At 59.0% G+C, this 18,663-nt stretch carries 19 protein-coding genes; 5 read left to right on the plus strand and 14 right to left on the minus strand.

Annotated elements, in window-relative coordinates; translation table 11 throughout:
• Positions 1-26 precede the first annotated feature (26 nt).
• From FGA82_RS25815 to FGA82_RS25870, 12 genes are all read right to left on the minus strand, one after another.
• Positions 27-2,531 carry a fused MFS/spermidine synthase gene (locus FGA82_RS25815; protein WP_141129270.1) on the minus strand — a complete coding sequence of 835 codons (2,505 nt, stop codon included), beginning with the start codon at positions 2,529-2,531 and terminating at the stop codon, positions 27-29.
• A 191-nt stretch (positions 2,532-2,722) separates the two neighbouring features.
• Positions 2,723-4,309, minus strand: coding sequence for an arylsulfatase (locus FGA82_RS25820; RefSeq protein WP_141129271.1), 1,587 nt, complete (start codon positions 4,307-4,309; stop codon positions 2,723-2,725).
• A 70-nt stretch (positions 4,310-4,379) separates the two neighbouring features.
• Positions 4,380-5,402, minus strand: coding sequence for an HAD family hydrolase (locus FGA82_RS25825; protein WP_141129272.1), 1,023 nt, complete (start codon positions 5,400-5,402; stop codon positions 4,380-4,382).
• Positions 5,399-6,814, minus strand: a complete 1,416-nt coding sequence (locus tag FGA82_RS25830) for a BatD family protein (RefSeq protein WP_141129273.1) — start codon at positions 6,812-6,814, stop codon at positions 5,399-5,401. The genes FGA82_RS25825 and FGA82_RS25830 overlap by 4 nt, the downstream gene beginning before the upstream one ends.
• Positions 6,811-8,391, minus strand: coding sequence for a VWA domain-containing protein (locus FGA82_RS25835; RefSeq protein ID WP_141129274.1), 1,581 nt, complete (start codon positions 8,389-8,391; stop codon positions 6,811-6,813). Before FGA82_RS25835 ends, FGA82_RS25830 begins: the two co-directional genes overlap by 4 nt.
• A gap of 1 nt (position 8,392) precedes the next feature.
• Complete coding sequence (locus FGA82_RS25840; RefSeq protein ID WP_141129275.1) at positions 8,393-9,385, minus strand: vWA domain-containing protein; 993 nt, start codon at positions 9,383-9,385, stop codon at positions 8,393-8,395.
• Positions 9,372-9,974 (minus strand): DUF4381 domain-containing protein, encoded by a 603-nt coding sequence (locus FGA82_RS25845; RefSeq protein WP_141129276.1) that lies wholly within the window; start codon positions 9,972-9,974, stop codon positions 9,372-9,374. Before FGA82_RS25845 ends, FGA82_RS25840 begins: the two co-directional genes overlap by 14 nt.
• Entirely contained in the window at positions 9,971-10,906 is a 936-nt protein-coding gene (locus FGA82_RS25850) for a DUF58 domain-containing protein (RefSeq protein WP_141129277.1), read from the minus strand. The genes FGA82_RS25845 and FGA82_RS25850 overlap by 4 nt, the downstream gene beginning before the upstream one ends.
• Entirely contained in the window at positions 10,903-11,883 is a 981-nt protein-coding gene (locus FGA82_RS25855) for an AAA family ATPase (protein ID WP_141129278.1), read from the minus strand. The genes FGA82_RS25850 and FGA82_RS25855 overlap by 4 nt, the downstream gene beginning before the upstream one ends.
• A 23-nt stretch (positions 11,884-11,906) precedes the next feature.
• On the minus strand, positions 11,907-12,857 hold the full coding sequence (locus FGA82_RS25860) for a SphA family protein (RefSeq protein WP_141129279.1): 951 nt from the start codon (positions 12,855-12,857) through the stop codon (positions 11,907-11,909).
• Positions 12,858-12,869: 12 nt separating this feature from the next.
• Entirely contained in the window at positions 12,870-13,061 is a 192-nt protein-coding gene (locus FGA82_RS25865) for a hypothetical protein (protein ID WP_141129280.1), read from the minus strand.
• A 10-nt stretch (positions 13,062-13,071) separates the two neighbouring features.
• On the minus strand, positions 13,072-13,860 hold the full coding sequence (locus tag FGA82_RS25870; RefSeq protein ID WP_141129322.1) for a hypothetical protein: 789 nt from the start codon (positions 13,858-13,860) through the stop codon (positions 13,072-13,074).
• A 585-nt stretch (positions 13,861-14,445) separates the two neighbouring features.
• On the opposite strand from FGA82_RS25870, the gene FGA82_RS25875 reads away from it, so the two are divergent.
• Entirely contained in the window at positions 14,446-14,814 is a 369-nt protein-coding gene (locus FGA82_RS25875; protein ID WP_141129281.1) for a DUF6124 family protein, read from the plus strand.
• A 92-nt stretch (positions 14,815-14,906) separates the two neighbouring features.
• On the opposite strand, the gene FGA82_RS25880 is transcribed toward FGA82_RS25875, so the two are convergent.
• Positions 14,907-15,287: a YciI family protein gene (locus tag FGA82_RS25880; protein WP_249384288.1), complete on the minus strand. Its 381-nt coding sequence runs from the start codon at positions 15,285-15,287 to the stop codon at positions 14,907-14,909.
• A gap of 229 nt (positions 15,288-15,516) precedes the next feature.
• Between FGA82_RS25880 and FGA82_RS25885 the strand changes: the two genes are divergently transcribed.
• The 3 genes from FGA82_RS25885 (at position 15,517) to FGA82_RS25895 (ending at position 17,169) form a co-directional block, all read left to right on the plus strand.
• Positions 15,517-16,020 carry a PAAR domain-containing protein gene (locus tag FGA82_RS25885; RefSeq protein ID WP_141129283.1) on the plus strand — a complete coding sequence of 168 codons (504 nt, stop codon included), beginning with the start codon at positions 15,517-15,519 and terminating at the stop codon, positions 16,018-16,020.
• Entirely contained in the window at positions 16,020-16,718 is a 699-nt protein-coding gene (locus FGA82_RS25890; RefSeq protein WP_141129284.1) for a hypothetical protein, read from the plus strand. Before FGA82_RS25885 ends, FGA82_RS25890 begins: the two co-directional genes overlap by 1 nt.
• A 91-nt stretch (positions 16,719-16,809) precedes the next feature.
• A complete protein-coding gene (locus FGA82_RS25895) occupies positions 16,810-17,169 on the plus strand; it encodes a hypothetical protein (protein WP_249384289.1) in 360 nt (119 codons plus the stop codon).
• A gap of 104 nt (positions 17,170-17,273) precedes the next feature.
• Here FGA82_RS25895 and FGA82_RS25900 read toward each other — a convergent pair whose 3' ends face one another.
• A complete protein-coding gene (locus FGA82_RS25900) occupies positions 17,274-17,699 on the minus strand; it encodes a YciI family protein (RefSeq protein ID WP_141129286.1) in 426 nt (141 codons plus the stop codon).
• A gap of 335 nt (positions 17,700-18,034) precedes the next feature.
• Between FGA82_RS25900 and tpx the strand changes: the two genes are divergently transcribed.
• On the plus strand, positions 18,035-18,535 hold the full coding sequence (gene tpx / locus FGA82_RS25905) for a thiol peroxidase (protein ID WP_141129287.1): 501 nt from the start codon (positions 18,035-18,037) through the stop codon (positions 18,533-18,535).
• The last annotated feature ends 128 nt before the right edge of the window (positions 18,536-18,663 follow it).

An 18,663-nucleotide genomic window follows, 5' to 3' on the forward strand; every position in this document is an offset into this window, starting at 1 on the left:
CGCGTCGAAAAGTCCTCAGCCTCCTTTCATTTGCCGACGAACCAGCGGAAATACGGGTTGCCGCCATCGCCGCGCATCACCTCGCCGATATCCCGTGCCCAGGCATCGCGGTCGCCGTCATAGGCATGCAGGCTGGCGCGATAGAACTGCATCAAGCGCTGGCGATGGGTTTCCATACGTTCATTGAAACCGGCATCGGCATTCACCAGTGGCGGCGCCTGATACAGGTCCAACAGTGCCGGCAACACGCGCGTGATTTCCTTGCTGCGCACCCAGGGTGCGTACTCGATGCGCGGTTGATCGTCGGTCACCGCAGGCGCATCGGCAGCAAAGCGTTCAAGCCCGGCGCGATCCGTCACCCAGGTCGCGAGCAGGGCAGCGGCTGAGCCGATGCCGACATCCTGCAAGGTGCTGCGTACGCTGTCCTGCTGGAAGCGTGCGGTGATTTTTGCGGCGTCCAGTTCCATTGGCTGCATTGAGCCGACCAGCAACATCTCGTGGAACTCACTGGTCCACAGCGAGGCATACGGGAACACATCAAGGAAGCTGCGCACCAGCGAACGCGAGTCGTCGATGTTCTGCGTCGGTAATGGCAGCCACTGCGCGACGATGCCTTGGTTCTCCAGACGACTGGCTGCCAACTGGTAGAAGTCCCGCGAATACAGGTTGACCACGCCGGCCGCAGAAGGCGGTGGCGGTTCGAGGGTGATCAGGTCGTAGGTTTGTGCGCTGCGCAGCAGTTCCTGGCGCCCGTCGCGCAGACGCACATCGACGCCGGGATCGCTGGCGGCGTTGAAGTTGCCCTTGAACAGCGGCGCGGCTTTGACCACTGACGGCAGCAACTCGGCGACCACCCGATGTTCCAGCCCCGGGTAGCGCAGCAGGGCGCCAGCGGTGATGCCGGTGCCGAAACCGATCACCAGTGTCGAGCGTGGCTCACCGTTGTGAATCAACAGCGGCAGCAGGGCTTGCACGCGCATATAGCGCAGCGAGGGCATGGCATCGCCGGTGTTCGATACGCCTTGAATGTACAAACGGTGGAAGGTGTTCTCGCCGCGACCTTGAGCAACCACGGCAACGGTGCCACCGCGGCCTTCTTCGTAGAACGACAGGCTGCCATTGCGCGCACCGGGCAACAGGCTGGCGAGTTTGTCGACCGGGGTAAACACGGCAAACGCAACCGAGACCAGACCGAGGGCGACCACCGCCTGACGCCGGCCCTTCTTGACGTGATGACCTTTGCGTACGGCAAAATAGCCGATGCCGGCGGCGATAATCGCCAGCAGGCCCAAGGTGCGCACCAGCCCCAGCAGCGGGATCAACAGGAAGCCGCAGAGCATCACCCCGACAATCCCGCCGAGGGTATTGAACGCCACCACCGCACCGACATCACGGCCGATGCGCTCCTGACCGACACTCAGGCGCAAGGCCAGTGGGAATGCGGCCCCCAGCAACAGCGTCGGCACAAACACGATGCTTAACGCTGCCACCGCAAAGCGCGCGCTCATGCCGGCCAGTTCAGTGGCGCCCAGACTCAATAGCCAGATTTCCGCCTGACTCTGCGCGATCACCAGCCAGCGTCCGAGCAGGGCGATTTCCAGTAGCGCGACCAGCCCGGCACCGGCAATCAGCAAACCGAACACGCCCCACGGATCACGAATACGCTCGACCCGGCGCGCGAGCAGGGCGCTGCCGATAAACAGCCCGCTCAGATAGGTCGCCAGCACCACGGCAAATGCGTAGGTGCGGGTGCTCATGAACTGCACGATCGATTGCGACCAGACCACCTCATAACCGAGCGCCACGCCGCCAGCGATGGAATACAGCCACAGCGCGGTTCGATCCGGGGCTTTTTCTACGTGATGTTTGATGGTGGTGGTTACCGGCGCCGGATGTTGCCGGGCAAACCACAAAGCACCGACGGCGGCCAACAGATTGAGCATCGCCGCAAACAAGGCACTGCCACGTACGCCGAGGCTGGCGATCAAAACGAACGCGGCGAGCAGGGTGCCTACAATCGCGCCCAAGGTGTTCGCCGCATACAACTGGCCGCCGGCCTTGCCCGGGTCAGTGGCCAGCGAACGCACCAGCACCGGCAGCGTGCCGCCCATCAACACTGCCGGCAGGCCAACCAGTGCAAAAGGCAACAGCCACGCCAGCGGACCGAGGTGTTCCTGCAACCAGGCAAACGGACTGGCTGCCAGGCTCATGGCCACCGTCGCACCGACCGCCAATATCGCCACCAGCACTTCCAGCCCGGCATACAACAACACCGGTTGCTGCAAGCGATCGGCCCAGCGGCCGAACAGCCAGCCACCGATAGCCAGCCCGGCGAAGAATGCGCTGATTCCGGTTGTGATCGCGTAAACCTCGACGCCGACCACCAGCGACAGTTGTTTGATCCACAACACCTGAAAGACAAGTGCCGCCGCGCCGGAGATGCACAGCAGCAGAGCCGGGATGAGCAGGGCCTGGGAGGTGGCGTGCGAAGCGGGTATGGCCGATGGCTTGCTGGCGATACGTGAGGACATGCGGAGGCCTTAATTCAAAAGTCATTGAGACTGGCTGATCGTTCCCACGCTCTGCGCGGGAATGCCTCATTGGACGCTCTGCGTCCGCTTCGGCAAGGGACGCGGAGCGTCCCGGGCTGCGTCCCCACGCAGTGCGTGGGAACGATCAATAAGTCCGCCCGCCGGTGAGGGTGGGCGGCAGTCTTGCGGTGTTACTGCGCAGGCTGCGCTTTCATTTTTTCGGCAATTTTGGCGTCAACCGCAGCACGGATCTGGTCGATGCTGAAGCTGGCGGGTTTCTGGCTCGGTGGGTACTCGACGAAGGTCTGCAGGAACGCCGCCGATTTCATCACGGCCATTTCGGTCAGATAAACGTTTTTGGTGGTCCAGTCGTAGTACTGATCGGAAACGATGTCAGCACGTTCGTACGGGTCCATCCGCAGGTTGAAGATTTTCGGCACACGCAGGCACACGAACGGTTCGCTCCAGACCTTGAAACCGCCCGGGGCGCGTTGTTCGCAGAACACCGCTTTCCAGTTGCCATAGCGCATCGACACGAGCACGCCGTCATCGTTGAAGTAGTAGAACTCTTTACGCTCACTCTTAGGGCTTTGGCCGGTCAGGAAAGGCAATTGATTGTAACCGTCCAGATGCACCTTGAAGCTGGTACCGCCGGAGGTTGGCGCCCAGCCTTTGAGCAACTTGTTGGCGACATCGGTTTCACCAGCCGCTGCGAGCAAGGTCGGGAACCAGTCCAGGCCCGAGAACATCTCGTTGGTGACTTCACCCGGTTTGATCTTGCCCGGCCAGCGAACCATTGCCGGCACGCGATAAGCACCTTCCCAGTTGGAGTTTTTCTCGTTGCGGAACGGCGTGGTCGCCGCATCTGGCCAGGAGAACTGGTTAGGACCGTTGTCGGTGGTGTAGACAACGATGGTGTTGTCGGTGATTTTCAGGTCATCAAGGGTTTTCAGCAGTTTGCCGACGTCGGCGTCGTGCTCGAGCATGCCGTCCGCATATTCATTGCCGGGCATGCCACTCTGGCCCTTCATCGAATCACGCACGTGGGTGAACAAGTGCATGCGCGTGGTGTTCATCCAGACGAAGAACGGTTTGTCCGCCTTGGCCTGTTTCTCGATGAACGCTTGCGCAGCAGCGGTGGTTTCGTCGTCGATGGTTTCCATGCGCTTGGTGGTCAGCGCGCCGGTGTCTTCGATCTTGCCGTCGGCGAAGCTGTGGATCACGCCACGCGGAGACACAGCCTTGACGAACTCGGCGTCATCTTTCGGCCAGTACGGACGTTCAGGTTCTTCTTCCGCATTGAGGTGGTACAGGTTGCCGAAGAATTCGTCGAAACCGTGGTTGGTCGGCAGGTATTCGTCCTTGTCGCCCAAGTGGTTCTTGCCGAACTGGCCGGTCGCATAGCCCTGCGACTTGAGGGCCTGAGCAATGGTGATGTCACGTTTCTGCAGGCCCACCGGTGCACCGGGAATGCCGACTTTCGACAGACCGGTACGCAGCGGCGTCTGGCCGGTGATGAACGACGATCGTCCAGCCGTACAGCTGTTCTCCGCATAGTAATCGGTGAAAATCATGCCTTCTTTGGCGATGCGGTCGATGTTCGGGGTCTTGTAGCCCACCACCCCCATCGAATAGGCGCTGATATTGGTCTGGCCGATGTCATCGCCGAAGATCACCAGAATGTTGGGTTTTTCAGCCGCCGTGGCCGTAGCCGACAGCGCCATGACCGAAGTCGCCACCAAGGCGAGTTTCGGTAGCCATTTGCGTATGCGAGTCATCTGACTTGCTCCTTTTCGCGGGGGTCGTTTATTGCGACTAACGTTTATTGCAGTCCTGCATCACGCTTTCTTATTGCACCTGCCCGGTGACCGCAGGCTCGAACGGGTAGATCCGGCGCCACTCCGACGCCATGTCGACCACGGTCCAGCCACGGGAATTCGCTTCATCGAGGGCTTTGTCGAGCCGGCCGATATCGGATTTTCGGTCATAGGCCCACTCGCGCTTGGCGTCGGTGTGGTGCACCAGGCCCATGAAGCGTTTACCGGAACCGGCGGCGGTCCACTGCAGCATCTGCAGGTCGCCGTCGGAATTGCCGAAGGCGAGGATCGGCCGTTTGCCGATCACCGCATCTATGCTTTCCGGTTTGCCGGGGCCGTCGTCGTTGTGCGCCAGTTTCGCTGTGCGCACGATCGAGGCCTTGCCGTCCTTGTACTGAAATGACGTGATGAAGGTGGTGCCGATCACCTGTTCCGGCGGGATGCCGTAGACCTTCTCGGCGAAGGCGCGCATGAACCCGGTGTCGCCGCCGGAGACTATGTAGGTCTTGAAGTCCTGTTTGCGCAGGTAGTCGAGCATTTCCAGCATCGGCTGGAAGATCATCTCGGTGTACGGCTTGCCGGTTTTAGGATGGCGCGCCTGACTGAGCCAGGTCTTGGCGTAGTCATCGAAGGCGTCGGTAGTCATGCCGGTGTGGGTCGCCCCGACGATTTTCAGCAGCCCCTCCATGCCGGAAGCGGCCAGGGCCTTGTGATCGTTTTCCAGCACGGCCTTGAACGGCTGGGTGGTCTTCCATTCCGGATGTTGCGCGGCGGTGCGCTTGACCTCATCGAAGGCAAACAGCAATTCGAAATACGCTGGTTGTTCACTCCACAACGTGCCGTCGTTGTCGAACACGGCGATACGGTCGGCCGGTTTGACGAAGTCCTTGCTGGTCTGGTCGGTCACGGTCTGCACGAATTCGATAATGCTCTTCTTCGCCGGGCCGTCATTCCACGACGGCAGCGGCTCGTTGGCCTGAGCCAGCAGTGGCAGGACGAGGCCAAACAACAGGGCCAGTCCGAAACGTTGGCGTTGCCGTAGCGCAGTCGTCATGGGAAATCCTTCTCGTAAACGGGGTTGAGCGGGCGCAGGGCCGTGGCCGGTTTTGCATGTTGCTGTTCGGCCTGACTGTGAAGCGTAGTCAATGATTCGCGCAGTTGAACGAGTGTTTGCTCGGTACTTGGCTGACGACCGTAAAGCCCGCGTAACAGGCCTTGCAGGCGCGGGCCGGCATCGACCAGTTTCAGGCCCAGGCGACTGCGCCGCAGCCACAGGTACAGCGCCGTCAATTGCGCCGGACTGGTCTGCAGTTGGGTATTGATTTGTTGCCAGGCGAAATCAGCAGATTGCTGCCAGGCCCGTCGCTGCGCTTGCCGGCGTGCTTGCCACTGTTGCCAGGCGCGGTTGAACGCCGGGCGCAGCAGATAAGCGGCGGCAACGACAGCGGCAATCAGCGTTAGCCACAACAGCCAGCGGGTGGAGAAACGCAGATGATTCTGGCCCAGTTGCTTTAGGTCTTCGCTGATCGAAAACACCGGTTTGTAAGGCGTGCCGGCTGCTGCTTCGAACGTCACCGCCGGCACTTGTGCGGTGCGTGATTGGCGAGTGCTGGTGTCCCACCATTTCACCTCGATGGCCGGGAGGGTGTGTGCACCGGCCTTGTCGATGCGGTAGGTGACGCTGTCGATGCGTTGACCACCGAGGATGTCACCACGTCCGTCATCCAGCGAGGTGACTTGCGGGGTTTTGGCGTAGCGGCTCAGGCCGGGGATATCACTGAATGTCGGAATCGGCAGGGCCATGGCCAATGCGCCGTTCGCTTGCAGGGTCAGTTGGCGGGTGATGCTGTCGCCTACTTTTAAGGGTGTTGCCGAGTTTGTGATGGTCTGGGTGAAACGCAAACCGCTGGCCACCAGCGGTGTTTCCCCGGGTTTGAAGCCGGGCGGTTGGGCCGCGCTGAATTGCACCGGCTGGCTTTGCGCACTGATTTCTCCGGTGGCCTGACCGGGTGTAGCGCGCACGGTCAGCGCCGGGATGTCGAACCTGCGCGCGACGTTCGGGGTGATCAGGTAGCTGTAGCGCAAACCGCTGAAGGCCTGACCGTCGATGGTTTGATTAAGGTGCTGAGCCTGACCGTCCGGGGGCATGACCAGTGCGCCGTCGAGTTTCAGGTCGGGCAGGGTGGCGGCGCTGGTGAACCAGGTGTCGGTGAGGACATCGATTTGCAGTTCGACCAGACCGCCGAGCATGGCGCCTTCGGCGGGTTGCAGGTGGGCCTGGACTTTGAGGTGGGGTTCGGCAGCGAAAGCCTGGAGTGTGAACAGGCCACTGATGAGTAAGGTGCTGAGTGTTCGGGCGCCTTTGCTGGCCTTATCGCGAGCAGGCTCACTCCTACAGGGGATTGTTGGCGGACACAAAACCAATGTAGGAGTGAGCCTGCTCGCGATGGCCACGACTCGGTTCATGGTCTGGCCTCCTGCTGATCCTGCAAGCTGAACTTCTGCTTGAGAAACCTGGCTGGCGAGGTGGTCAGGTTCTGCAACCACAAGGCATCGGACGCGGCCTGCTCGGTCTCGACCTTTTTGCTCTGACCCTTGCCCGGCGCCTTGTCGAATTTCACCTCGTCAGGTTTGGTCTCCGGGGCGTTTTTCTCGGCGCTTTCGGTGTCCTTGAGCAACGCCTGCGCCAAGGCCAGATTGGCCGTCGCTTCCGGGAACTGCGGTTGCAGCTTCAAGGCCTGGGTATAGGCGGCGATGGCTTCATCGAACTTGAAGCGACGCACGTAAATGTTGCCCAGATAGAAATATGCCTGCGGCGTGTCGAGCCGCGCGAAGGTCGCCAAGGCGAGGTCGTAATCGGCCGCGTGATACGCCGCGACACCTTTCCAGTACGGGTCGACAAACAGCGCGGCAGCTTGCGGCAAGTGCTCGTGCTCAAAGGCCCAGCGGCCCTGTTGGTCGCGGGTGAAGAAGGCGTCGGTCAACGCATTGGCCTGCGCCGGGGCCGCTGGCCAGCCAAGGCCCACCGCCAGTGCCAACGCCGGCATCCAGTTGACGCTCCAGCCTTTTCGCACGCTGAACAAGGCCAGCAACAACAGCGGCCAGCACAGCCAGTAACCGGCGTCTTTCCAGTGCAATTCGCGCTGCTCGGCGCTGGCGCTCTGAAAGTGCTGTTGCGCGTGCAGTTCGATCCAGTCGAGGTCATCGTCATTGAGTGTCAGACTGCCCAGTGGTGCATCAAGGGCGGAAGCCAATTGTTTGAGCTCCGCTTGATTGAAACTGCCCAGCGTCGGGCGTCCGTTGGCATCGGTGCGCGGCTGGCCGTTGGCGTCGTGAATGACGCCGCCGTCCTCACTGCCGACCGCCAGCACCAGCACTTGCAATGGGCTGTCGCCCAAACGTTTATCGAGGCCGTCGAGTTCCGCTGTGTCAGCGCCGTCGGTGATCAGCAGCAGACTGCCGGGCGTTTTTTCGGCGCTGAGCAAGCGTTTAGCCTGATCGATCACCGCGCCAACATCTTTGCCCGGTTTGTCGATCAGCCCGCTACCCAAGGCTTGAGTGAAGGTGTCGAGCAGGGCCGGATCGTCAGTCGGTGGCAGCACCAGATGCGCGCTGCCAGCGTAGGCGATCAGTGCGGTGTGGGCGCCGGCGCGGCGCTGGATCAGGTCGTGCAGTTTGTGTTTCGCCGCTTCCAGTCGGCTCGGCTGCACATCGCTGGCGTCCATCGACGGCGACAGATCCACGGCGACAATCAGCGGCGCACGATTCTCCAGGAAATCCGGTCGATCCTGTTCCCAGGTCGGCCCGGCGGCCGCAACCGCACCGAGGATCAACAGTGCGCACAGCAGATGCACCGGGCGCAGGCGCTGATGGTCTTGAGGAGTGATGAGTAAGTGTGGCAACAAGTGCTCGGCGATATTGCCGCGCAGGCGTCGTTGCAGGTCGCGACCACGCCGCCAGAGCAGCGGCAGCACCGTGCCGAACAGCGCAAGCAGTAGCCAAAGGGGACGGAGGAAATGGAAGTCGCTGAGGTTGATCTCCATCTCAGGCCACCTGCCGCTGGCGGGCAAACGCCAGGCGCACCCGCAGTAGCGCGCCGAGGTGATACAGGGCCAACAGAGCAAACGCCGCGCCCAGCGGCCAGTAGAACAACTCGCGTTGTGGTTGATGGCTGAGGGTTTTCACCTGGTGCGGGGTGAGGCGATCGAGGGTGGCGTAAACCTGATCCAGTGCGTTGCGGTCCTCGGCGCGGAAGAACTGCCCGCCAGTGGTTTTAGCGATCTGCTCCAGCGCTGACAGATTGACCTTGGCCTCGCCGGACGCGCTGGGGTCGCCGATGCCGATGGTGTGAATGATCACGCCTTTGTTCGCGGCCATTTCAGCGGCGTGATCCGGGGTGATCGCGCTGCTGGTGTCGTTACCGTCGGTGAGCAGGATCAGCACCTTTTCCTGTTCATGAGCCTTGTCCAGCAGCTTCAGGCTCAAACCGATGGCATCACCGATCGCGGTATTCGGGCCGGCCATGCCGATGCCAGTGTCGGCCAGCAACAGTGAGAGGCTGGCGTGATCGAGGGTCAACGGTGCCTGCGGATAGGCGCCGCTACCGAATACGATCAGTCCGAGGCGGTCGTCCTTGCGCTTGTCGATGAAGCCTTGCACGACGTCTTTGACGGCGGCGAGGCGATTGATTTTTGCGCCGCTGGCGTTGGTGAAGTCTTCGGTTTCCATCGACTGTGAGAGGTCGATGGCGAGCATCAGGTCGCGCACCGGTTGTTGCCGTTCAATGGGTTTTTCAACGAACACCGGGCGCGCGGCGGCCAATAGAATCAAAGCCCAGACCAGAACGTTCAGCAGCAGTTGCCAGAGATTACGGCGACTGCCAACGATGCCCGGCGCCTCACCGACGGCCCGGCTCATCGCCGCAAAGAAAGGTACGCGCACGGCGCTGCGGGCCTCGTTGTACGCGGGCAGATAGCGGTAAGCCAGCCAGGGCATCGGCAGCAGGAGCAATAACCACGGGTAATCAAACTGCCACATGGTGATGCTCCATCCAGTATTGGCAGGTCTCGAATAGCGCCAGTCGTTGCGGCGCGGGGAGGGCGCGCAGGGTGTCCTCGGGGGCGTAGGCGAGTTGCGCGAGTTGGGTGCTGAAGTCGGCCGGGAGCGGTTTCTTACAGTGCCGTTGCAGAAAGCCTTGCCAATCCTCCCTCCCAAGCGCCGCAACCCCCTGTGGGAGCGAGCTTGCTCGCGAAAGCGGTGTGTCAGACACCACAGATGTTGAATGTGCCGGCCTCTTCGCGAGCAAGCTCGCTCCCACAGGGGTTGCATTCCACAAGAAAGGTTTGTGGGTGGGCATCGAGAGCGCCACGCGTTTGAGCAGTTCCGGCAATTCGCGCAAGGCATTGAGGTCATCGCTGCGACCACGCAATTGCGCCAGACGCGCCAGGCCTTCACGCCGATAAGTGTCTCTTCTCCATTGCCGATAACGGCGGATACCGATCAGCAACGCGGCCAATATCAAAAGGGCGAGCAACACCCACCAACCCCACGTCTGCGGCGCATAGCTGACCGGCGCCGGCAGGCCCAGCTCTTTAAGCTGTTCGATGCTGGGGATCTGCGGATTCACCGTTTTGCTCCGGCACTTTTACCCAGTTCGGCGCGCAGTTGTGCGTGGGCCTCTTCGGCGGTGCTGAACATCATCAACGGCACCTGACTGCGGCGCAGCAGGGTGGCGACGTCCTTTAGCCGGCCGCTGAGGAAATCCCCCAAGGGCTGGTGCACATTGCGTTTTTCTACCGCCAATTCGACCTGCAACTCGCCTTGAGTGATCAGCAGGCGGCCATTGTTCGGCAGCTTCATCGCCAAGGGGTCATAGACCTGCAACGCGATGACATCGTTGTGCGCTGACAGCTGTCGCATCAGTTGCAAGGTACGTTCGCCGGCCCCGGCAAAGTCGCTGACGATGCAGATCAAATGATCATGTCCGGCCAGCGCGAGGCAGCGTTGCAAGACCTTGTCCAGTTGGTCTTCGTCTTCGGCGTCGGGATTGGCCGCGCTCAGTGCCCGATTCTGTTCAGCGATGCGGTTAAGCAAGGCTTCCACACGTTTACGGCTGCGCAGCGGCGCAATGCTGTCGATTCGCTGATCGTTGAACACCAGCCCGCCGACCCGGTCGCCGGCGTTGAACACCATCCATGCCGCCAACGCTGCGAGTTCGGCGCCGAGGGCGGATTTGAAGCTGCGTTGTGAGCCGAAAAACATCGACATGCGCTGATCAACGACGATCAACGCCGGGCGGTCGCGCTCTTCAGTGAATGTGCGTACCACCGGTTTGCCGGTGCGCAACGAGGCGCGCCAGTCCAGGTGACGCAAGTCGTCGCCCGGCTGATAGCGGCGCAACTCATCGAAATTCAGGCCGCGTCCGCGCAAGCGTGAAGCATGGTTGCCGGCGAGGATGCTGCCCCGAGGCTGGCGCGCAAGAAAACTCAGGTCACGGGCCTTGAACTCCAGCGCCATCAATTGCGCGAGAGAGACGTAGACCAGACCCTCATCGTTCATGCCGGAATCGCCACTTTGTCGAGAATCCGATCAAGCACCTGATCGGCACTGACGCCGTCAGCCACGGCGTCGTAGCTCAATTGCAGGCGATGGCGCAGCACCGGATGCACCACCGCGCGCACGTTGTCCGGCGAAACAAAGTCCTGACCCTGCAACCACGCATCCGCGCGCGCGCAGCGGTCCAGGCCGATGCCGCCGCGCGGGCTGGCGCCGATAGCGATCCAGCGCGCCAGGTCTTCGTCGTAATCGGCGGGGTGGCGGGTGGCGTTGATCAGGTCGATCAGATAGCTGTCGATGGCCGGAGACACGTGTACCGCGCTGACTTCCTTGCGGGCGGCGAAGATCACGTCCTGCGCCAGGCTGAAACCCTTGGCGGACGTGGTGTTGGCGCCTTGGGCGAATTCTTCGTTGCGCAGCAGCCGCAGCACCTGACTTTCGTTCTCGGCACTCGGATAGTCGAGCAGCACCTTCATCAGAAAACGGTCCATCTGCGCTTCCGGCAGCGGATAAGTGCCTTCCTGTTCGATCGGGTTTTGCGTCGCCACCACGATGAACAGTTCCGGCAGCGCATGGCTGTTGCCGGCCACGGTGATCTGGCGTTCTTCCATGGCCTCAAGCAACGCCGCTTGTACCTTGGCCGGCGCGCGGTTGATCTCGTCGGCGAGAATCAGATTGCCGAACAGCGGACCCGGCTGGAAGCGGATTTCGTTCTTGCCTTCGACCTGATGCAGCACCTCGGCCCCGGTGATGTCCGACGGCAGTAGATCCGGGGTGAACTGGATGCGGCTCATCTTCGCGTCGAGGTGTTTGGCCAGTGCCTTGACCGTGCGGGTCTTGGCCAGCCCCGGCAGACTTTCCAGCAACAAGTGGCCGTTGGCCAACAGGCCGAGGAGGATCTGGCGGATCACCTGATCCTGACCGAGTACGGCTTCGGCGATGCTGGCTTGCAGGGCGTTGAGGTCGGTAAGCGCAGTCATGGGAGCAGTCCTTTGTGTCCGATCTAGAAAAAGGCCAGGGTCAGGTTGACGCTGAAGCCGTTGCCTTCAGGGCGATTTTTGGTGTCGAACTCCGGCACCCAGCGCGCACTGATATTGGCTTGGGCGTCGGCAAATTTACCGGTCCAGCCCACAACCGGACCGGCGCCTACAGAGCGTCCGCGATAGCCATTGAAGGTGTCGGCGGTCTGGCCTTTATCGTCGGTCAGTTGCTGGATGTAGCCGGCGGCGACACCGGCGTTCCAGCCGTTGCCAAAACCGTGGGTCCAGAGGGCATCGAGGCGGAAGATGTTGCCGTTGCGGTAATCAGTGGCGTCGTTTTCGGTATAGCGCTCGAACGCGCTCATCAGGCTGAATTCGCCACCCTTGCCATCCAGATGCGTGAACGCCACCGTTGGCATGAAGGTGTAATTGTTCTGTCCCGGGTTGGCCAGGCGATCCTTGTTATAGGCACCAGTGGGCACGTAGATCGGCAGCGAAAACGAGATGTGGTTCAGCTCATCGAAGTGGTAGCCGACGGCAATCGGCGTGATCAAGGCGTCGGCGAATTGCGTGCCGGAATCGCTGTCCCCCAGGGTGCGTCCGCGCGGGCCGGTGATGCTGGCTTTGATGTCGGTGTATTGCACCGGCACGCCGATCGCCGAAGCGTAATTCCACGGGCCTTTGCCGGTGTCCCAGACATGGGTGAAGTTGCCCATGGTGTAGGAGACTTTCATATCGATCCCGCCGCTGACTGCGCCGGAAATCGGAGCACCGTTACTGCCCTTGAGCGAACCGTCGTACCAGATGCTGGTCAGCGACATGACCCAGCCCGGTTCGGGCGGGACGATCCCGGCGTTGGAAAACACCTGCTGGCCGGTGATCGGTCGGCCGACGCCACCCTCAGCTGCGTAAAGCAGAGGACTACCGATCATGCACAGCGCCAACAGCGGGCGCACAACGTTGGGCTTGATCATCACCATCTCCGCTTATTGTTTTGAATTGATCGGGTTGAGCATCGGCGCCGCAGTGCCGATCCGGTTGCAGGGCGCCTCGACACCCGTGCGCTTGGCGATGCCGAGGGCTCCTTCAGGGCTGGCGCTGAAACTCTGGGCGCCAACGCCACAGCTGACAAACATGATCATCAGGCAGTAACCGGCGACTTTGAGGGCAGCTTGCATGGCGTTTTCCTTATTTGCCGAATGTCACGTTGATGCCGGTGTACACGACGAACTGCGGCAGCCCGTCGCCCTTGCGATCAACCGTCCACTGCGGTTCGACGAAGGTGTTGAGAATGTTGCTGCCGGACTTCCAGGCCTTGCCGACACCGAGGCCGATCGGGATGTAGTGCGTGTCGTTTTTCAGGTCGAACGTCCAGGTGCCGGTGGAGCGCAGGTACCAGCCTTTTTCCAGGTTATGGATGATGAACGGCTGCATCGTGGCGCTCTCGACGTGCTGACGATCGTTGTCGCCGGCAAACGAGCTTTGATATTGCACAAGGGCGCCGAGCAAACCGCGCGGCGAGGCGTCGATGGCTACGGCGGCAAGGCCACCTTGCCATTTGCCGGTACCGAGTTCGTCCTGTTCGGCGGTCGGTGCAGTGATCAGCGGGCCAATGCCCAACTGCACGCCGTCGGTTTTCAGAATGAAGATATCGAACAGGTTCAGATCGCCGATGCCGGTGCTGTAACCGTGGTGCGGATCGGGACGGGTGCTGATCGGCAGGGTGGCGCGGACCAGTTGTGGCACGCCGATGAAATCGTTCGGGGCGATCGGCAGGGTGCCGCGCAGCAACACGTCATTGCTGTGCGCATTGCTGTCGTAGAGTTTGGGGGTGTAGTAGTCCTGCAGATTCGCGCCCGGTGCGACGTTCAGCGGGTTGTTACTCTTGTTGGAGTCCTCGGCGTTATCCGCCTGCGCGCCACACGCAGCCGCCAGCGAACTAGCCAGAAAAAGAGTCTTCCCCACTCGATTGAACATCATCCCGGATTCCCTGGTGGCCTATGGACAACTCGGCACATCTCGGCCGTTACGGCGTAATCCCTTTCTTATCAAGCCTGTAGGACACGTCTGAATGACGCTAGCATCTAATCGGGAGTTAGCCAGCCGAATGGATTAATTCTTTGGTTTTGTGTACGGGTTCACAGCTTATTGTGTACTAACTATTCCATTGCTTACGGTGTAGGCGCTGTCGGGTGAAATGGGGCTGCTGCTACATATGCGTATTTCAATTCGGGATGTTTAAACGTTGTTTGGAATTTGCGGAACGTTCCCACAAGGTTTTCAGGTTGTCCGTCGGACGTCGGGTCTCTAGCCTGTGTTCGTCGCTGCCAAATCAGCGACCGGGACTGGAAACCCCGGGGGAAAACTGAACGCAACAGCACCGTTCATGACGTATGCTTGCGCACCTTTTTTGGTGCGTACTTTGTTATGGCGGCTGTGCGTGGGGGACCTTCGGGTCGTCCGGGTTTCTCTGTCCCCCGGGTTTCCAGCCTGCGTACAGCTGCCACCCATTCGACCGGAAGCCGAATGGACCAGCTCCACCGCTTGGATAGAGAAAACACCATGAAAAAACCAACACCCAACCCCCCAGAAGCAGACGCCGACACCACATCCCCCTACGCCTCGGTCGACAGCAAAAAACTCCACGAAGCGGCCGACCGCGCCCTCGACTACTACCTCAATCCCGCCGCCGGCATCATGTCCAGCGCCAACGAGCCGGAACCCATGTACCTCGCCAATCCCAGGTACAACACCGAATCTCTTCTAGCCAACGCCAGCGAAACCCTCGGTTCGGCTAGCGAAATGCTGATCAACTTCGCCGCGTCGCTGGAAACCTCGCAGCGCAAGACTGCTCTGGGTATTGCACAAGTTGTCATGCTGGGTGAACTGGCGGTGAATCAAGCCTTGGATCACGTCGAACTCAAGAACTGATCTCTGTTGAATGATCGTTCCCGAGCGAAGCGTGGGAACGATCAACATCAAAAGAACGCAGCCTTCGGCAACTCCTACACCGGATATCCGGTTTAGCTGTTTTTCTTTGCTTGTTCGCGGATACGCTCTTCCTGTTCCCGCGCTTCGGGGGTGAATTCGGCGCCGAAGTCTTCGGCAGAAAATATCTGGCGGATTTCAATATCAGAATCGCCCGGCATTGGATTAGGGCAGCGCTTGACCCATTCAATGGCTTCTTCTTTTGATTTCACTTCCCAGATCCAGTAACCCGCCACCAGTTCTTTGGTCTCGATGAACGGCCCGTCGATGACCGTGCGTTTGTCACCGGAGAAATGCACGCGAGCGCCTTTGCTGCTCGGATGGAGGCCATCGCAATCGATCAGGATGCCGGCCTTGACCAGTTCTTCGTTGAAATTGCCCATGGCGGTGATCAGCTCTTGAATGATCGTTCCCACGCTCTGCGTGGGAATGCAGCCCTTGACGCTCTGCGTCAAATTTGCAAGCTGGAACGCAGAGCGTCCCTTGAGGCATCCCTTTGCCGCGCGTTGGAATGGTCAACGAACAACCAAAAAAGACTCAACCCGATCGCATTTTTTATCCAGTCCGGAGGCGCCATGGATACCCTGTTTTCCACAACAAGATCGGGTAACATCCGCATGTCGTGATATTCAATGGAGAGAAACGATGGCAGGAAAGCCAGTCGCAAGGCTCGGAGATCCAGGGAGTCACGGTGGAAATATCACCACTGGATCAAGTCCTATTTTTGTTAACTCAACTCCCGTAGCTTTGGTAGGAGATATCTATTCCTGCCCAGTTCACGGCAGTAATCCCATAACAACGGGCGCTCCCCATGTTTTTGGGTTGGGAAAAGACGTTGCTCATGTTGGTTCCCAAACGGCATGCGGAGCGACGATTACTGCTGGATCACCTGACACCTTCGTCGGTGATTCTGGTAGTGCTCCCGCCAGCTTCTTCTCGCAGTTTCTGAAAGAAACGACTTTTGTCGAGTTTCAGTTGCTTAACGAAAGAGATGAACCTGTCCCCAACGAGGCGTATGAATTGACGCTTCCCGATGGAACTTTGATAACTGGCGTTCTCGACGAAAATGGCTTTGTGCATGTTGCAAATATTCCTAGGGGGAATTGCAGCATAAAGTTTCCGAAACTTGAAGATACGGAACATCTTTAATGGTTCAGTCTACTAAAGTTACCAGCACAACCCAGGCAGCAAAAAATACGGGCACATCAGGGAAAACCACAAAAACCAATCAGGTGGTCGTGTCCGGTGCGTATATGGAAGTGCTGGTGGGTGGTCCCTACACTCGCGATAAAGAAGAGCATCCTTTCGGGCACGCGGCTTTACATGTAGTGGTCGGTAGCAAAGACATTACTTATGACTTTGGTCGCTATGGGAAAACCTGGGGCACGTTCGATAGCGAGGGGGAAGGCGTGCTGAACGTCTGGACGTCCTTCAAAGCGTATATCTCTGGTGAAAACAGTTTGGGGCGTACAACAACAGGTTTTGTTTATTTTCTGGAAAATGCAAAAGCTGAGGCTGTGATCGCTCATTTCGACGGTATCGTCGCCCAGCAAAAAGAGCAGCGAAAAAAGACTGCGTCATCAGCACGGTATGTGTTGCCATCCAACTATCATCCGACTACGAATAACTGCACAACCGTGACCATTGCAGGAGCGAAGGTTTCGGGGAAGTCAATTGTGCAGAACCCTGCGAAATTTAATGAGATGCGAGGTCTCTCTTTCATCGAGAGACAGGCTGCGCGTACACAAAGTAGTCCGAAGGACGGGATTTTCATGCCGGCGGATTTACAAGCCATGCTCGAAGCGAATACCGAGGCCCCCTATGATAAGAAAAATGTTTACAAATAGGCGGATGGGCCTATGGCTGGTGGCAGTTTTATCCGTCAATGCGATTTTTTTGGCTTTTCTGATTTTTGGCGATATGGGGAAGGGGCACGATATGAAAATGATCAAAACGAAAGAACCATTACTGATTGAAGGTCCAAATGGCGACGAGAACTACTATGTCCTGCCTTTGGGTACCACGCTTTATCACGATAAAAGCTTTCCTGAAGGGCACGACCGTTATGTCGTGTATCTCAACCATAAAGGTGCAATTGCACACGAAGAAGTACCCATGAAGCCTGAGTATGGCGGCTCATTTATCGATCCGCTCTGGCTGGCCAATGTTAATGAGGAAACCTTGAAAGAAATTTTCAAACGTTTTCCGCTTTCCAAAGCAGATGTCGCCGCAGCTATCAAGGCCAATGAAATAACCAAGGATGATCTGGCCGACATCATCCGATCGATGCCCGACTGACCGATTCTGTAAATGTCGAGTGAAACGAGGCAGTGATCTTTTGACTTTGCTTTTCAAGATCAAAAGATCGCAGCCTTCGGCAGCTCCTACATGGGATTTCCGGTTCAGCTGTTTTTCTTGGCTTGTTCGCGGATACGCTCTTCCTGTTCCCGCGCTTCGGGGGTGAATTCGGCGCCGAAGTCTTCGGCAGAAAATATCTGGCGGATTTCAATATCAGAATCGCCTGACATTGGATTAGGGCAACGCTTGACCCATTCGATGGCTTCTTCTTTTGATTTCACTTCCCAGATCCAGTAACCCGCTACCAGCTCTTTGGTCTCGATGAACGGCCCGTCGATGACCGTGCGTTTCTCACCGGAGAAATGCACGCGAGCGCCTTTGCTGCTCGGGTGCAGGCCATCGCAATCGATCAGGATGCCGGCCTTGACCAGTTCTTCGTTGAAGTTGCCCATGGCGGTGATCAGTTCTTCGCTGGGCATGATGCCGGCTTCCGATTCGGCGTTGGCTTTTACAAGGATCATGAAGCGCATGGTGGTTACTCCGTGGATTGTGGGGATTCGTTGTTTAGTCGAACGAGCCAGCGGTGAATCGACAAGGTCTCTGAATAAAAGACCAGTAACGCCTCAAATCCAATTGTAGGAGTGAGCCTGCTCGCGATGGCGGTGTGTCATGTACGCAGATGTTGACTGACACAACGCCATCGCGAGCAGGCTCACTCCTACAAGGGAACGGCGATGGTTTTGTATACAATTTTTCAGGCAGGCACCCAACAATTTCCAAACAGGGCATAGGTCGTCGGACAATTTCGTGGTTAACTTCGGCCTCTTGCATGCTTTCCAATCAAAACATCAGAAGGACTCAAGTCATGGCTCAAGTCACCCTTAAAGGCAATCCGGTTCAAGTCAACGGCCAGTTGCCACAAGCCGGTTCCAAGGCGCCAGCCTTTTCTCTGGTTGCCGGCAATCTGTCCGACGTCACCCTGAAAGACTTCGCCGGCAAGCGCAAAGTGCTCAACATCTTCCCAAGCGTCGACACCCCGACCTGCGCCACCTCGGTGCGCAAGTTCAACGCTCAGGCCAACGACATCAGCAACACCGTGGTGCTGTGCATCTCCGCTGACCTGCCGTTCGCCCAAGCACGCTTCTGCGGCGCCGAAGGCCTGGAAAACGTACAGAACTTGTCGACCCTGCGCGGCACCGAGTTCATCGAGAACTACGGCGTGGCCATCGCTGACGGCCCGCTGAAAGGCCTGACCGCTCGCGCCGTTGTGGTTCTGGACGAAAACGACAACGTCCTGCACAGCGAACTGGTCAAGGAAATCGCTGAAGAGCCTAACTACGAAGCGGCGCTGTCCGTTCTCAAGTAAGCGCTTTTACAATTGTTAACGGCCTGGCCCTGTCCAGGCCGTTTTCATTTGTGTATCAGTGTTTTGCCTCACACCTTGAAACGTAAGTTGAAGGTAAATTGCCGGTAAAGCTGCTTTGCTATTTCCCC

Origin of the sequence: Pseudomonas fluorescens (assembly GCF_005938625.1) — a bacterium.
Taxonomy (GTDB): Bacteria; Pseudomonadota; Gammaproteobacteria; order Pseudomonadales; family Pseudomonadaceae; genus Aquipseudomonas; species Aquipseudomonas fluorescens_BD.